We start from the raw sequence: 16,750 nt of genomic DNA, 5'->3' as shown, positions 1-16,750 counted from the left end.
GTTTTATTATTAAATCAGAATGAGAAATGGAAGAAAGAAAAACAAATTATGTACATTCGTATCTTGACTAAAGAAACCCAGAGATGTTCCATTTTTTAAAGAAAAAAGTGTTTTTGAAAGACCTGATTCCTTCGGGTTATGTGGATATCCACAGCCATCTGTTGCCCGGAATTGATGATGGTGCTTCCGCTATTGAGGATACTTTATTTTTGACCCAAGAACTTCAGGATTTAGGCTTTGAACAGTGCATCACCACGCCGCATATTATGAAAAGTGTTTGGGACAATACCCCTGAGATTATTGAATCTGCCTATCAATCAGCTTTAACTGTTTTAAAAAAAGAGCGGCAACTTTCACTTCGATATGGTGCTGAATATCTGATTGACCCCAATTTCGTAACCCTTTTTGAAACCGGGTCTTTACTAACGCTCAAAGACAATTATGTTCTGGTGGAGCTCTCGTACCTGAATCCGCCAATCCAATTGTATAACATCCTTTTTGATTTGCAGATTGCGGGTTATCGCCCTGTTTTGGCGCATCCGGAGCGGTATCTTTATTACCACCAACAGTTTCGTGACTATGAAAAACTTAAAAATGCCGGTTGCCTATTTCAGCTCAATATGCTGTCGACCGTAGGCTATTATGGTGTTGAAGTGGCTAAAGCAGCCGAAAACTTGCTCCAAAAAGGGATGATTGATTACGTCGGTTCGGATGTGCATCATGGGAACCACATCAAAGCATTTTCGAACAAGATACTACTTAAAGATCCGGCGCCTTTAAAAAAAGCCATTGAAAACAACCAGTTCTTCAGATGGTAATTACTTTTTAAACCAATTCAGATACCAAGGTGTTTTTTCTTCATTCTGGATATAACTATACCCGTAGCCATACCCGTAGCCGTAGCCGTAAGTTTTTCTCCATTTGGTATCATTCAATAAAATCGCCATGTTCGGCAATTTCTTTTCGCGGTAGATGTTCTCGATAAGCTTGATCATGCGTTTGTCTAGGAAATTCGCACGGATCACATAAATAAAGATATCAGCATTTTTGGCCACCAATAAAGTATCAGTCACCAGATTCACTGGCGCAGTGTCTACGATAATGTAGTCGTATTCGTTTTTAAGCTGGTCAAACATTTGGTCGATTCTATTGTTCATCAACAAATCAACAGGATTTGGAGGAACGATTCCCGAAGGCAAAACATAGAAGTTCTCGAAATCATCAAGTTTGACGATATAATCGTGGATGTCTTCATTGTTTTTAGACAGATAATTCGTCAAACCTTTCGAAGGCAACTTCACGTAACGGTCAATTTTCGGGTTTCGGATATCCAATCCGATCAGCAATACTTTTTTGCCCGAAAGCGCAATCGTACTCGCTAAATTGATCGCCACAAAAGTTTTTCCTTCTTTAGGAATGGTCGAAGTGATGAATATCGTTTTGGACTTATTTTCCGAAATTTTATTGAGCATGAACTCAATATTGGTACGGATAATCCGTATCGCTTCGGCGGAACTCGATTTGCTGTTGGTGTTGATAATCTCGTCCTGGCTTTCTGATTTCGGAATATCGCCAAGGAATGGAGCGGATATTTTACCATCGAGATCTTGTCGGCTGTTGATTTTGTTGTCGAACAAACTCTTCACATAAATCACCGAGAACGGAATCAAAATACCCAATGCAAACGCGATGAAGTAAATGATGTTTCTTTTTGGGGAAACCGGTGAAGGCGAAGAAAAAGCAGCGTCAACCAATTTAGAAATCGGCGCCGTTACGGCCAGTGAAATAGCGGTTTCTTCCCTTTTCTGCAACAAATACAAATAAAGAGATTCCTTGATTTTTTGTTGACGGTCTAAGACGCGACTTTCCAATTCCTGTGTTGGAATTTCAGAAATCTTGCCTTTGATCATGCGGTTTTGTTTTTCCTTAATCTCTTTGTTGATCTTGAGTGAGGTTTTGGTACGCTCCAAGTTCGAGATGATGTTGTTGCTGATCTCTTCAATTTTTTGCTCAAGGTTGATCAGGTATGTATTTTTTGGCATTCCCTCTTTAGAAATCCTGTTTCTCTGGATGACGAGTTCGTTGTATTGAGAGATGAAATCCGTAGTGATTTTAGAATCTGCGGTCAGCAGGATGTTGTTGGGCACCAAATCCCATTTGCCTTTGGTTTTGATGTAATCGATCATAACATCAACGACCTTGATTTGAGTTTCAGTATCGATGAGTTCTTTTTCAAAATCAACCGAAGTGCTCAAATACATGTTCGCTTGCGAAGCGATATCGGTAATTTTGTTGGTTTTCTTGAATCCTTCGACATCTTTTTCTACATCACCGAGTTCCGTAGAAATGATTTTCAAACGGTTCTGGATAAAGTCTAGAGTATTTTCTGAGATGAATTTTTTATCGGCAATCGCATCTTCGTTGTAAACCTCAATCAACATGTTCAGGAAATCAACGGCTTTGTCTCTGATCGGATCATTAAGCGTCAAAGCAACAACACTTGAATTCTTGTTTAAAGCAGAAACATCAAGCCTTCCGCGATAACTTTCGGCAACATTGTCTACGCTATTGACATTCACATTAACCGAAAAACCTTCGGTATTGTTGACGCCGACCAGGGTTTTATTCACCACAAGCTTAGCATCATTCAAATCGATAATGGCGCCGTAACTGAATTTACCCATAATGCTTTGCCCGGATAACAACTCGAAATGGGTTTTATCAACAGCATTGATGGTATAAGTTTTTGAGGAAGTATAGAATTTGTCCGACGGGTTATAAAACGAACATTCAATAGGTTTGTCGCTGTATTGTTCGAAAGCCTTTACGCGTCCTTCGGTAACATACGTGACATTGAAACCCAGTTTCTCAATCGCTTTTCTGACGATTCTGCGCGATTTGATGACTTCGATCTCATTATCGACATTGCTCTTGACTCCCGTAGAAATTCCCAAATCAGAAAAAGCGGCCAATTCTGACTGCAAACCGCCTTTTTTCTCATCTTTTACGAGGATCGTAGCGGTAGCACTGTAGATCGGAATGACATATCTTAAATAAAGCGTTGCGAAAACGAAACAAACAAATACTCCGAAAACAAACCATTTCCATTGTACGATATACGATTCGACCATGTCACGAAAATCGAAAGAATCTTCCTGATTGGAGTTGATATATGAATTGTTTTCCTGCATTTTTATTTTGTTCTTTTAGTAATTTTTTACGAATATAATCAATGACAACAATATCGAAACGCTCGTCAGAATCAAACCAATGTTAGGTCCGATAATAGAACCATTGAGTTTAGGCCCGTTAGGTTCTACAATCAGAATGTCGTTCTGAGCCAGGTAATAGTTCGGCCCGTTGAGCATCTGTGCATCAGTAAGGTCAATGCGGGTGTAGGTTTTTTTCCCTTCGTCATCATGAATCAGTAAAATATTCTTTCTTTTCCCATAAACCGTAAGGTCACCTGCTAAACTTAAGGCTTCCAGAATGGTGATTCTTTCCCCACTTACTGAAAAATTGCCCGGTTTTGCGACCTCGCCCAACACGGAAATCTTATAATTCATAAGCCGCATCGTAATCGCCGGATTGGTGATGTAATTCGACACCATTTCGGTCAGTTTCTTGGTTGCTTCTGTACGTGTAAGACCACCTATTTTTACTTTACCTAAAACCGGATATTCGATAAAACCGTTATTATCGATTAGAAAAGTTCTTCCCGTTTGCGTGCTGGTCACCACATTCCCCTGAATCACAGGCAGGTTGAAAGGCATTGTTACTTCCGCATTTTCTGCAGAAACCACTATACTCAACAAATCATCGGGTTGCAACTTGATTTCGTAACGGAGGGAATTTTCGTAACTTTTCTGGTTCTCAATACCTTGCAAATAGACTAATTTCTTTTTGTCCGCGCACGAAGCCAAGAGTAAACATACAGATACGATAAAAATAAAGTTCTTTTTAAAAGATAATTTCATAATTGACGGTTAGGTTTTGCAAATATAGTATTTAACAGTTAAAATGCTAGACAAAAAAAGGTCGGGTCATTCTCCATGCAACTGTTAAACGTCTAGTGTTTGAAAAACGGAGTTCATACTTTTAAATTCAGGAACGATTTTTTTCATGGCGGCAACGATTTCCTCGTTTGAAATATGCTCCATTTTTTTTAATAATTCCAGCGTAGCAGTGTGTGTATTTTTGTAGTTGTCCTGCAATTCCTGTGCAATCAGGATTTTTTCATTGTGTGTCGCCAAAGTCTTTGAAGTGTCATTGAGCAACTCTTCGTATAATTTTTCGCCAGGACGCAATCCTATGATTTTGATATCGATATCTTTATACGGAATGAATCCTGCCAAACGAATCATTTTCTTAGCCAGATCAATGATTTTCACGGGTTGCCCCATATCAAAGATGAAGATTTCGCCCCCTTTACCCATCGCTCCAGCCTCAAGAACCAACTGACAAGCTTCGGGAATCGTCATAAAATAACGGATGATATCCGGATGCGTAATCGTGAGCGGTCCGCCTTCGAGAATCTGTTTTGAGAACAACGGAACAATCGAACCGTTCGAACCTAGCACATTGCCAAAACGTGTTGTGATGAATTTCGTTACGATCTCATTATCGTCGTCACGGTGTTTCTCATGCAACGTCTGTACGTACTTTTCAGCAATTCTTTTGCTGGCGCCCATCACACTACTTGGGTTTACGGCTTTATCTGTAGAAACCATGACAAAACGTTCCACCTCATGCTCAATCGATAAATCCGCTAAATTCTTCGTACCCAAAACGTTGGTATAAATCGCCTGAGACGGATTTTCTTCCATCAAAGGCACGTGTTTGTAGGCTGCGGCGTGATAAACCACACTAGGTTTGTATTTCTGGAAGACTTTCTCTAAAGCCACTTTATTTCTGACATCAGCCAAAACTGAACGGATGAGCACATTTTTATTGATGTTGTCAATCGATAGTCTTAGGTTGTGCAACGGCGTTTCTGCCTGATCGAGCACTATTACTTTTCTCGGATTGAATGAAAGCACCTGACGCGTAATCTCACTGCCAATCGATCCTGCAGCGCCTGTAATTAAAATCGTTTTCCCGTTGAGATTGTTTGAAATAGATCTCGTGTCTAAAATAATCGGTTTTCTGTCCAGCAGATCCTCAATCTCAAAACTCTTTACTTTGTTCGAAATCTGCTTCTCATCTTCCCAGTCGGTAATGAGCGGCACGGTAAATACTTTGAAGTTGAATTCGAGACATTCCTCAACAATGGCAATCGTTTCTTCTTTGCTCAAACTTTTTTCGGCAATAATCAACGCGTCGGCTTTGAGCGATCTTAAAATCACATGAATTTTTTTGCTTTGGTTGATGATCGGTAAATTCAGGATACTTTTCGAGGTTTTGGTCTGGTTGAATTTATCGATAAAACCACGCAATTTAAAACGGCTCGGATTTTCTGTTTTCAAAGCATTCGCAACCGAAATAGCATTGGCGTCAGCTCCGTAAATTACTGCGTTGATGAGTTTTTTCTTATCCTCGATGTTCATGTATCGCTCAAAGATATATTTGATTAAGATCCTGAATAAAAAGAGCAACAAAAACGAAATCACATAACTGATGAACAATCCCGTCGTTACAAACAAGTGTTTATCAAAAAATATCCTGCCAGCATAGTTGATGATTAACAGAAAAATGTAGGAAGTCGTCGTTGAAGTCAGCAGTTTAACGCCATCAATAAACGTCGAATGCCTTATGATGCCCGAATAAGTTCTGTAAACCAAAAAGAAAATCGAATTGATCAGTATAATCAACCCGTAACGCGTCGCCATTCCGAAATAATTATAATGCAAGCGCGTGAGCGTATAAATAATCAGATAGGTAATGATGCTGGCAACAAAAACGATAAATACATCTATAGCAAAAATAATCCACCTTGGCAAATAGCCAATGTTGCGGAATCTTTTTCCTAAAACGCTATTTTTCAATAAATTAAAAATAGAATCCGTCATTTTGTACTATAAATTTTAAGATAAAAATAACATTTTTAAGTAATGTAGGCAGTTTTTAGTGCTATTTTATTTGAAGAAAGCATCGAATTCTTTTGCAATTCTCTGTCTGTCAGCATCATTTAAATTCGATCCTGAAGGCAGGCAAAGCCCATTGTCGAACAATTTTTCTGAAACTTTTCCGCCGTAGTATGGGCTTTTCTCAAAGATTGGTTGCAAATGCATGGGCTTCCACAATGGGCGACATTCGATATTTTTGAGTTCCAAAGCGAGCCTTAAATCTTCTCGGGTTTTTCCGTTGGTTTTCTCAGGATCGATTACGATAGCCGTTAACCAGTGGTTTGAATAGAAATCTGAATTCGGTTCACTGAAAACCGTCACGCCTTCAACCGACGCGAAATAATCCACATAAAAATCATGCATTTTGCGACGCAACGCGATGTGTTTGTCAAGCACTTCCATTTGCCCGCGTCCGATGCCCGCGCTGATATTGCTCAATCTATAATTATAACCAATTTCAGAATGCTGGTAATGCGGCGCCTGATCTCTCGATTGTGTCGCGAAAAAAATCGCGCGGTCTTTGAGTGCCTTTGTACGCGTCACCAAAGCACCTCCGCCAGAAGTTGTGATGATTTTATTTCCGTTAAATGACAACACGCCATAATCACCAAACGTTCCGCATTTTCTGCCTTTGTACATACTTCCTAAGGCTTCGGCACTGTCTTCTAAAACGGGAATTCCGTATTTTTCAGCTACCGCTTGAATCGCATCGACCTGAAAAGGCATGCCGTATAAATGTACGCCGATAATCGCTTTGGGTTTCTTTCCTTTGGAGACTCTATCAATAATGGCCTCTTCCAAAGCCTTCGGGCACATATTCCAAGTGTCAATTTCACTATCGATAAAAACCGGAGTCGCGCCCAAATAAAGGATCGGGTTCGCAGAAGCTGAAAACGTAAAGCTCTGGCAAATCACTTCATCGCCAGCTTTGACGCCCAACAACATCAACCCCAAATGGATTGCGGCAGTTCCGGAACTCAATGCCGCAACATGGGAATCGCTGTTGATATAAGTCTCTAAGTCATTTTCAAAACCAGTTACATTGGGTCCTAAAGGCGCTACCCAGTTGGTGTCGAAAGCTTCTTTAATGTAGTTTTGTTCGGTTCCTCCCATGTGTGGGGAAGAAAGCCAGATTTTAGATTCATTCATTTTTATGAGGTTTGGGTGGTCAAAGATAAAGCAACTGCGGCGCTATCCATACCAAAATTCGTAATGGTTGTTAAAAAATCGTTTGCCAGATTATTTTTAGATCAGTATTGAAATTGCGTTTGTAATAATAGTCGAGGTTCATCCTCACTTTGTCTGGAAAAATCACAGTATCGTTATACCCAACCGGATCTTGTTGCTGTTCGAGAATCGCGTCTTCATTATAATATTTCAAAGAGGCTTCGCTGGTGATGCCCGGTTTGAGCTCGAGAATTTTCCGTTCTTCGCCTGTGAGTTGATCATAATACCCGGGAACATCCGGACGCGGCCCAACGATGGACATATCACCGATAAGCACATTGTAAAACTGTGGCAACTCATCCAGCTTGTATTTTCTGAAATACTTTCCGAAAAACGTCACGGCTTCGGTTTTCGGATGCATGGTTTTCAGTTTGAAAATCGTAAACAACTTCCCGAATTGCCCTACTCTTTTCTGTTTGAAAATGCCGTTGGATTGGGTTTCCAAACTTGCAATCACAAAACATATCACAATCAACCAACCTACTAGAATCAGTGCAATCACGGAAAACAGGAGATCGAAAATTCGTTTGAGTTGCATATTGTTTTGAATGCATTTTCTGCAATATTCTGATCGATATTAATAGTGCTTTTTGAGCAATTCCGCCTCTTTCATCAAAATCGGAAGCGAATCTACATCGCGCAGGAAAATCAAATCATTTTCGAATTCATACATTTTGTAGTTCCGATCGAAAGTCGGGTCTTCATTTAAAAGACGCACCGTATCTGAAGCGAAATTGGCACCACCAGCTGCAAAACATTGCGTAAAAGCGACGTGTCTGACGTTAATTTCCGTGATGTAAGGTTTTCCGTTTTCGTCTTCCTTAAAATCGACCGTAAAGAAACCGTGTTGCGCTGCGCCTGTGTACTGGAACAGGAAATCCATTGCGCGTTTGGCTTCGGCTACCAAATTCGGTTCGTTGAGCAACCTTCCGAAAGAAGTGTTTCCCGTGATTCCCGAAGGCGCCACTTTGGCCATGATATAATTGACGCGTTCTGCGCAGGCCGTTCTTAATAATTGCCCGTTGTGGTAAAGCATTTTACACGCTAAATTCCTTCCGGGTAAAAACTTGCTCGCGATAAATTGTTGCACATTGGGGTTGATTTGAATCCAATTTTTTAACGAATCTTCATCTTCTACTTTCAACGAACCCAAACCGCTGGTTCCGCTGGTGCTTCTGACCCAGAAATTGCCTTTGAGCACTTCAAAAACTTCTTTCAGATTTTCGGTGTCGCGTGAAAAAGTCACCGACGGCGGCACGATATCCAAATCTTTTAAAATCTCGGTCATCTTTGATTTATCGACCAGCAAATCCGCCATCGAAAAATCAGGAATCAAAGCTTTACACGGCAAGGCTTGCGTTTCTTTTCGTTTGCTCCATTCCATCACTTCGAGTTCGGGAAGAATGACCGCAACATCGATTTTGTTTTCGGTTAGAATCGATTGCATCACTTCCCAATATTGCGGGTGCGATGCCGGTGGAACCACATAAGTTTTGTTGAACAATTCGTTCTGATACAAACCAATCGCGAGCGGATTGATGTCGGTTCCGATCAATTCAAACCGTTTGTAGAAAGAATATTTTTTCAAAGCGATCGCAAAACTTCTTGGAGTCGGGCCGCCTACGCCTGTAATTAAAATTTTCATAAGTTTTTTTATATAATTTCTCGGATCAACATAAAACATTCAACGTTGATTTTACCAACGGTCGCACCTCTGAAGTTCGATAAGATTTCAATGTTTTTAAGCGATCTCGGATGTGGAAATTCCTTGATCTGGGTGGAAAAACATTTGAACGCCTCGAGTTTTTTCTCAAGATGCCCTTCGATGTTTTCGAAAATGGTCGGGATGAACGCATCGTCGCCAAAAGGCGGAGCCCATTCGGTTTCAGACAAAGTCTCGTACGACATGATTTTTTTGACCGGACAATTGTTGATTGGACGCGCTGCCACCAAAGCCGCTTCATAAGTGATACGATGGTCTTTGTGGATGTCGCCGCGGTGGGGCAAATACAACACTTCAATTTCTTTTTCTTTAATGATTTTCGCAATTACATTTGACAGTTGGTAAGACGGAATCGTATCAAGTCTTGGTGCGGGAAAATCGAGAAAGAACGTTTCTTTGACACCTAAAATCTTGTGTGCTGCCAAAGCTTCCCCGCGTACTTTTTCGGTGCCTTCTTTAGAAAACAGTTCCGGTGCGCCGAGGTGTCCGTTTGTCACAATCGCTACATAGACGTGGTTTCCGTGGGCAATGTGTTTCGAGATGGTGCCGCCGCAGCCTAAAATTTCGTCATCGCAATGCGGCGCAACCACTAATATATTTTTATGATTTTCCATTTTTTAATTGGTTTTCAATCGTTTCTAATCTTTCTGAGAGTTTAAAATATTCTTTTTCGAAGTTAAAGCCGAGCGTATTGCCGACTTTCAAATCAATAATATCGATTCCTTCAATATTTTCTAATTTCAATAAACCTTCGCCCGTTTGCACATGAACACCCGAAGCATCGGCAATCACAATTCTTCCGACAACACCCAAATGATTGGTGATTTCAGAAACCGAAGCGTTCCAGATGACAAGCTTTTTGGTTCCTAAATAAGTGTAAGCTCCGGGAAGCGGTTTCGTCGTAGCGCGAATCAATCGATGAATATTTGCTGCGGATTGGTTCCAGTAGATCATGCCATCTTCGGGATTTCGTTTTCCGAGATAAGTCGCTTTGGATTCGTCTTGTGGCGTGGTCATAAAAATTCCTTTTTTGAGATCGGGCAATACGGCATCAAGCGCTTTATCAATCGCTTTGAGGATTTGTTGCACTACGGAAGTCGCGTCGTCTTGGTCTCCAACTTCATAATTCTGTTGCGACCAAATCGATCCAGAATCCATGCCTTCATCCATTTTGAAGAACGAAGCGGCACCTTGCACTTTTCCTAAAATAATCCAGGCGAGTGCACCACGACCGCGGCCTTCAGGCAATCTTGTCGGATGATAACCAATCAGTCCGTATTTTGGAATGGCGAGCAATTCCTCTCGAATCATTTGTGACAAGCCGACGACAAAAACCAAATCAGGTTGTTTCGACTTTACAAAATCAACGATTTCGGCATCATTCACTTTGGTGAAATATTGAAAAGGAATGTTGTGGCTTTCGCTTAAAGTTTTCAAATCACAATAGCCCGAAACATTCGTAGCAGCTTGCGGATCTAAACCCAAAACGGCGACGACATTTAATTGGTGTTCCAACAGTTTTTCGAGCGTTTTCCGGCTACTGTTGACACTTCCAATGAGAATAATTTTCGGGTTTTCGACGATATTATTTTTCATCCATCATGGGTTTGTTGAGGAATTTGTGTTCGCCCAAAATAACAATAAATACGGTTCTGAAAATAATTTTGAGGTCGTTCCAAAACGTGACATTATCGACGTAATTCAAATCGTATACAAAACGCTCTTTCCAGCTTAAATGAATGTTCCCGTTGATCTGCGCCAAACCGGTTAAACCCGGACGCACCGAATAACGTCGCTTTTCCGCATCAGACATTTGCTTCAATTGTTCGGGAACGCTAGGACGCGGACCGATCAGGCTCATATCGCCCAAAAGTACGTTTAATAATTGCGGCAATTCATCCACTTTATAACGTCTGAGATAATAACCGACTTTCGTCACGCCCTCTGCTTTTCCGATAATTGGTGTACTTCCGACGGTTCTTTTTTCGTTGGTCATCGTGCGGAATTTATACACTTTGAAGAACTTCAAATCCTTACCGACACGTTCCTGTCTGAAAAACAGCGGCCCTTTAGATTCGGTTAAAATCAGTAAAGCGATGACTAACAACGGAATTAAAACCAACAGCAAAATGATAAAAGCTACTGTGAAATCTAAAATATGTTTCAAAAAATTACGATACATAGTCTTTTTTATAAGCTTCCAAAACGGACTTCATGCCTTTTTTGACGGGCAATTGCCACAATAATTTACACCAGTCGTGGTTGCCTTCGATGAAACCTGGACCATTTTCAGTAATGACAATATCCCAGCCAATTGAACGGTTTTGCGGATGCAACAAGGCGGCTTCTTTGACCATCGCAATCGTTTCTTTCCAAAATGGAACTTCAAAACCAACGATTTCTTTTCCGGTAATCGGGTGTATTTTTTCTTCAGGTTTAGTAATATCGCTGTAAACCGCCGCTCCAGTAACAATGCCTTTTTGTTCATCAATCGGCGCCGCTAAATTGCCTGCCGCCATGTTGTCGACGGAAGAATTTACGGAAATCCGTTGGCGGCAACCCAGAATTTCGACTTCGTTGTTTTTGTTCAATTGGGTGAAAATCCGAACGGTATTGACCGCCGTTGGAGAAAGCGCATTCAAACTCGGATGCTGGATGATGAACTCTTCCACCAAATCAAATTGGTTGTTTTCCATGAATGAAATCAACGATTCCGAATTGAATTCACTCGCTTTTTTGATTTCAACCGCAACACCGCATTTCCCGTCTGCAACTTTAAAAACAAGTTTGCCTGATTTCGTATTCAAAAGTTCTTCAACTACTTCTTTATGCTTTTTCAAATCGGCGATATCGGCAACCGTATGCACAAAATAAGGTTGGTATTCTTTATAAAAAAGCGTTTTGTCGTCTAAAATCAACCGAGCCGTTTTTGGGTTCATGATCAGTTGATATTCATACATATAACCCGTTCCCGCCCATGCTTTGCGTTCTTCTTTGGTCTTTTCAAAAAAACGAAACTGGAAATATTCGAGGATGGAAATATTGTAAATAAAAACACTAGCGACAACATCAATCAAAATACTGATTTTGTTTTTTTTCGTATGCTTTGCAGTATAATTGAGAAAAAGTTTGAATTTATCCCAATCCATTTGTTTGATATAGTACCCTAAATATAAAATTCGCTTCATTATTTTCTTTTATTTTTCAGGGTTTCGACCATTTCATCGACGGCCATAAATTCGACTTCAGGCCATTTTTTTACAATTTCGTGTAATAATCTTTGTAAAGTTTCGAGTCCTTTTTTACGATTTTCCGGATCGATGTGACCGCAGAAATTCACGCGGTGCGAACTGATGATGGCGGGTTTGTTCCAGCGGAAAGCGGTTTCAATTTGTTTCATCGTGAACGCTACCCAATCGATGTCTCGATCTTCCGTCGGTTCGAAAACTACATTTCTGACAATAATTGAAAGTCCTTCTTTGGTGGATTTTCCAGTATAATTGATGGATGTTTTGTATTGATTGAATCCTTGATGTTCTTTTCTCACCAGCCCTAAATCGATGAATTCGACGCCATTTTTCTTCAGCGTTCCAAAAAGCGAATGATGGATATTGTATACCGGCGGCGTACAATAATTGCTTTTGTAACCGTAGACTTTTTCAAACAACTCCAAACCTTCTTCAATCATCGGCGCGAGCGTTTCATTTTCCTTGACGTCCCAAAAATCAAAAGCGGCCGTGCTAGACATCGTCGGATAATCGTCATCGGAAATGCTCGTGTATGATTTGTTTTTCAAAGCCGTCAATAATTCCGTATCGCGTTTTTGGAGTTTGTCGTTGAAGATGTGCAAATTCAAATGTTCGCGTCCGTGGAATTGTGGTTTCAAATAACCTTTTTCAATTCCGGCCTGCCACAAATCCCAAGCGCCTTGATAAGCTTCGGGTTGTTGCACCGCTAATTTTTGATAGGTTACCGGCAAAGTTTCGAAATGAAATTGTTGGAAATCTTCGCTTTCCATTTTCTCAAAATCGATATTGCACGGCAAAGCGAACGGCGTGAATACTGCGGAACGTTGGTTCTTATCTTTTACGGAGGAAAGCACTTCAAATAATTGTTCCAAATCCTGTTTGGTTTCCAAGGTGTCCAAAGCATCGAAGCGCGAGTAGCTTTTCATTCCGGCGGCTTTCATGTTGTCGAGTGCCTTTTTCGAATTGACGCGTACATTGCCATAATCATCGACTGAAAAAACGACAATCTTGCGTTGGGTTTTCCAACCGATGGCGTTTTTTAAATTCATGAAAATGAAACCTAGTATTTTTCGAATCATCAATGAGAGTTTAAGTAAGCGGCAACAAATTTATCGGCATTGTCGCGTCGGAACAACTTGGAAGTTTTGATCGCATTGTCGGACATCGTTTGCCATTGTTGCGGATTGTTGCTCAAGTCTAAAATAAAATCCTTGGCTTGCTGCAATTGCCTTTCGGTATAACACGCAGCGGCTTGAAATTGCGAAGCGTAAACGTTCAATTCTGAATCTTCGCCGGCAATGTATAACGAAGGAATGCCGTAACTCATCAGGTTGTAAGATTTGCTCGGCACGCTGCCTTTCGAAGTGAGTTCGTCTAAAATTACGATGCCCAAATCGGTTGCGGACAACGAATAAGGAAACATTTCGTCGGTTTGGAACGGCAGGAAAAAACAATTCGGCAACTGCTTTTCTTCGACCATTTTTTGCAGCGCAGGAACTCTTGGACCTCGACCGATGATTTGAAAAACAATTTGATTGTTGTCTTTTAAAAGTTCGGCGAGTTCGACAACCACTTCGACTTTATGCGTGAGCCCGATGTTTCCCGAATATTGTACGATGAATTTATCTTGTAATTGATGCTCCGCAACGAAAGGATTTTCAGTTTTGGAAACGCGCTCGTTCTGCTGAAAAATCGACCAAATCGGTTGGATGATGATTTTCTTTCGGTCAACATATGCTTCAACCAAATCGGCCATTTTTTCACTGATCGTAAAAAGTCGGAATGCTTTTTTGAATGATTTTCGGTTCAACCAAGCCCAAGTTCGGTATAACGGATGTGTTTCCTTCATGCCGGTAATCTTGAAAATGTCCGGGTAAACATCCCAAATGACCATGCTGAAACGGTGCGGTAAGATTAAGTTGAGCAAATAACCCATCGGTGGAATCGATACGAAGAAGACTTCGTAACCACGGTATTTCGTGAGCAACAACCAATAGATTCTGAAACAGGCTTTGAGATACGAAAGCATTTTTTTGCTCGCCGGACGTTCGACCCATTTGTTGATGTACGTGACTTCGATTCCCGCATCGAGTCCCTCGCCTTGCACGTGAACGCTTCCGGTGACCAAAGCGACTTTATCAAATTGCGCCGCAAACGCATTGCAAAAACCAACAGTCAGATAATTGGTGGCTTGGTTGACCACGACGATCTTTCTGTCTTTTATTTTTTCCATTATTAGGTTAATCGTTGTGGGTTTCGGGTGGCCTAGCCCTGATAGCAGCGGCATCCTTTTTTGCCGTCGTTCGGCAGAAAAGATTTAGCGGATAGCAGGTTCCCGGCTCCTAAAAAATATTATTCCGCTTGTCTTAAAATTTTGTGACCGCCTTTGACCAAATGAATGTCTTTTTGGAACAAAGCAACGTCTGAAGCGACCATTTCTTCAACAAGCATTTTCAAGTCGTATTTCGGCGTCCAGCCTAATTTTGTTTTTGATTTTGTTGGATCTCCGATGAGCAAATCAACTTCGGTTGGCCTGAAATAAGCCGGATCAACTTTGACCAAAACAGAACCTATGGCAGGAATAGCGAACTCTTCTGTGGTGAAATCTTTGCCTAAAGCCGCTTGGTATTTCGCTTTATCAATCGATTCCAAAACACCAACTTCGTCAACGCCTTCACCGTCAAAACGCACGTTGAAACCGACTTCGCCAAAAGCCATTTTGATGAAATCGCGCACACGTGTGGTGATTCCTGTGGCGATCACGTAATCTTCGGCTACGTCTTGTTGGAGGATTCTCCACATCGCTTCTACGTAATCTTTGGCGTGGCCCCAATCTCTTTGCGCATCAAGGTTCCCCATGTATAGGTCGCTTTGAAGCCCCATCGCAATTTTAGCGACAGCACGCGTGATTTTTCTGGTGACGAAAGTTTCGCCACGCAAAGGTGATTCGTGGTTGAACAAAATTCCGTTGCAGGCGAACATATTGTAGGCCTCACGGTAATTGACGGTAATCCAGTAGGCATAAATTTTAGCCACAGCATAAGGCGAGCGCGGATAAAACGGTGTAGATTCCGATTGTGGAACGGCCTGCACCAAACCGTAAAGTTCAGAAGTCGAGGCTTGATAAATTTTGGTTTTGTTTTGCAAACCTAACAAACGAACCGCTTCCAATAAACGTAAGGTTCCGATTCCGTCAGCGTTTGCGGTATATTCCGGAGTATCGAAACTCACTTTGACGTGCGACATCGCGGCCAGGTTGTAGATTTCATCAGGCTGTACTTCTTGAATGATGCGCGTGATATTCATCGAATCCGTCATGTCGCCATAATGCAATTTCAAACGTATTTCTTTAGCGTGTGGATCTTGATAAAGATGGTCTATTCGTGTGGTATTAAACATCGATGATCTTCTTTTAACACCGTGAACCATATATCCTTTTTCAAGCAGTAACTCCGCCAAATAAGCGCCGTCCTGACCTGTGATTCCTGTGATTAATGCTACTTTCATATTGTTATTTTTACTATTAAATCTTCATTAAATTTTTACTTCTTTATACGAGTGGGCGTGTTCTAAAAACCAATCGTAAGTGGTGCGGATGCCGTCTTCCAAAGCGATTTTGGATTTCCAGCCTTGTTTGGCCATTTTACTTACATCCATCAATTTTCTTGGCGTTCCGTCGGGCTTGGAACTGTCCCAGATGATTTCGCCTTCGTGACCAACGGTTTTCTGTATGAGTTCTGCCAGCGCTTTGATCGTAAGATCGACGCCGGTTCCGACGTTGTATAAGTTTTCTTCAAAAGTGTTTTCTACTGCAAAAACGACCGCTTCCGCTAAATCATCCACGTGCAGGAATTCGCGCATAGGCGTTCCGGAACCCCAAAGGGTTACAGATTCATGGCCATTAAGTTTGGCTTCGTGGAATTTACGCATCATCGCCGGAAGCACATGCGAAGTCTGTAGATCGAAGTTGTCGTTCGGACCGTAAAGATTCGTTGGCATCAGGCTCACGAAGTCTTTTCCGTATTGCTTTCGGATCGCCTCACAGGCTTTGACTCCTGAGATTTTAGCAATCGCGTACCATTCGTTTGTAGGCTCTAAAGCGGAAGTCAACAAGCAATCTTCATGCAACGGCTGTGGCGCCAGTTTTGGATAGATGCAAGAACTTCCGAGAAAAATAAACTTCTCTACATCCTGATGCAACGCCGAATCAATAAGATTGTTCTGAATTTGCATGTTTTCCATTAGAAAAGTGAATGGATAAGTGCTGTTGGCCATGATGCCTCCTACTCGCGCGGCCGCATCAATGACTACTTCAGGCTTTTCAGTGTTGAAGAAGTCGCGCACCGCTTGCTGGTCTTTAAGATCGAGTTCTTTGCTGGTTTTGCCCACAAGGTTTTCGTAACCTTGGTTTTTCAAGGCTTTCCATATAGCGCCGCCGACCATGCCTTTATGCCCTGCGATGTATATTTTGGATGTTTTTTTCATGG

General features: G+C 41.4%; 15 protein-coding genes. 1 reads left to right on the top strand and 14 read right to left on the bottom strand.

The genetic code is table 11. From position 1 onward, the window contains the following. The first annotated feature begins 83 nt into the window (after nt 1–83). Nucleotides 84–818, top strand: a complete 735-nt coding sequence (locus Q0058_RS08300) for a CpsB/CapC family capsule biosynthesis tyrosine phosphatase (protein ID WP_298222795.1) — start codon at nt 84–86, stop codon at nt 816–818. Here Q0058_RS08300 and Q0058_RS08295 read toward each other — a convergent pair whose 3' ends face one another. From Q0058_RS08295 to Q0058_RS08230, 14 genes are all read right to left on the bottom strand, one after another. Next, nucleotides 819–3,191, bottom strand: a complete 2,373-nt coding sequence (locus Q0058_RS08295) for a tyrosine-protein kinase family protein (protein WP_298222793.1) — start codon at nt 3,189–3,191, stop codon at nt 819–821. A gap of 15 nt (nt 3,192–3,206) precedes the next feature. Further along, the gene (locus Q0058_RS08290) at nt 3,207–3,977 is read right to left on the bottom strand and encodes a polysaccharide biosynthesis/export family protein (protein WP_298222790.1); all 771 of its coding nucleotides are present in this window, start codon (nt 3,975–3,977) and stop codon (nt 3,207–3,209) included. An 84-nt stretch (nt 3,978–4,061) separates the two neighbouring features. Beyond that, a complete protein-coding gene (locus Q0058_RS08285; RefSeq protein ID WP_298222788.1) occupies nt 4,062–6,008 on the bottom strand; it encodes a nucleoside-diphosphate sugar epimerase/dehydratase in 1,947 nt (648 codons plus the stop codon). Between the two features lie 66 nt (nt 6,009–6,074). Next, nucleotides 6,075–7,214 carry a DegT/DnrJ/EryC1/StrS family aminotransferase gene (locus Q0058_RS08280; protein ID WP_298222786.1) on the bottom strand — a complete coding sequence of 380 codons (1,140 nt, stop codon included), beginning with the start codon at nt 7,212–7,214 and terminating at the stop codon, nt 6,075–6,077. 70 nt (nt 7,215–7,284) lie between these two features. Further along, nucleotides 7,285–7,830 carry a sugar transferase gene (locus Q0058_RS08275; protein WP_298222784.1) on the bottom strand — a complete coding sequence of 182 codons (546 nt, stop codon included), beginning with the start codon at nt 7,828–7,830 and terminating at the stop codon, nt 7,285–7,287. A gap of 39 nt (nt 7,831–7,869) precedes the next feature. Next, nucleotides 7,870–8,937, bottom strand: coding sequence for an ATP-grasp domain-containing protein (locus tag Q0058_RS08270; protein WP_298222783.1), 1,068 nt, complete (start codon nt 8,935–8,937; stop codon nt 7,870–7,872). 8 nt (nt 8,938–8,945) lie between these two features. Then, nucleotides 8,946–9,629, bottom strand: coding sequence for a PIG-L deacetylase family protein (locus Q0058_RS08265; RefSeq protein WP_298222781.1), 684 nt, complete (start codon nt 9,627–9,629; stop codon nt 8,946–8,948). Further along, entirely contained in the window at nt 9,616–10,611 is a 996-nt protein-coding gene (locus tag Q0058_RS08260) for a formyltransferase family protein (protein WP_298222779.1), read from the bottom strand. The genes Q0058_RS08265 and Q0058_RS08260 overlap by 14 nt, the downstream gene beginning before the upstream one ends. Next, nucleotides 10,601–11,197 carry a sugar transferase gene (locus Q0058_RS08255; RefSeq protein ID WP_298222777.1) on the bottom strand — a complete coding sequence of 199 codons (597 nt, stop codon included), beginning with the start codon at nt 11,195–11,197 and terminating at the stop codon, nt 10,601–10,603. Before Q0058_RS08255 ends, Q0058_RS08260 begins: the two co-directional genes overlap by 11 nt. Continuing rightward, complete coding sequence (locus tag Q0058_RS08250) at nt 11,187–12,203, bottom strand: sugar-transfer associated ATP-grasp domain-containing protein (protein WP_298222775.1); 1,017 nt, start codon at nt 12,201–12,203, stop codon at nt 11,187–11,189. Before Q0058_RS08250 ends, Q0058_RS08255 begins: the two co-directional genes overlap by 11 nt. Next, entirely contained in the window at nt 12,203–13,342 is a 1,140-nt protein-coding gene (locus Q0058_RS08245; protein WP_298222773.1) for a hypothetical protein, read from the bottom strand. Before Q0058_RS08245 ends, Q0058_RS08250 begins: the two co-directional genes overlap by 1 nt. After that, complete coding sequence (locus Q0058_RS08240; protein ID WP_298222771.1) at nt 13,342–14,496, bottom strand: glycosyltransferase family 4 protein; 1,155 nt, start codon at nt 14,494–14,496, stop codon at nt 13,342–13,344. The genes Q0058_RS08245 and Q0058_RS08240 overlap by 1 nt, the downstream gene beginning before the upstream one ends. 119 nt (nt 14,497–14,615) lie before the next feature. Beyond that, nucleotides 14,616–15,770, bottom strand: a complete 1,155-nt coding sequence (gmd, locus tag Q0058_RS08235; protein WP_298222769.1) for a GDP-mannose 4,6-dehydratase — start codon at nt 15,768–15,770, stop codon at nt 14,616–14,618. A 27-nt stretch (nt 15,771–15,797) separates the two neighbouring features. Next, complete coding sequence (locus Q0058_RS08230) at nt 15,798–16,748, bottom strand: GDP-L-fucose synthase (protein WP_298222767.1); 951 nt, start codon at nt 16,746–16,748, stop codon at nt 15,798–15,800. Nucleotides 16,749–16,750: the final 2 nt, after the last annotated feature.

It is taken from the genome of Flavobacterium sp. (assembly GCF_027484705.1).
In the GTDB taxonomy this organism is placed as follows: Bacteria; Bacteroidota; Bacteroidia; order Flavobacteriales; family Flavobacteriaceae; genus Flavobacterium.
The sequence above is the reverse complement of the archived record's forward strand: the minus strand, read 5'-3'. Positions and strand labels throughout refer to the sequence as shown.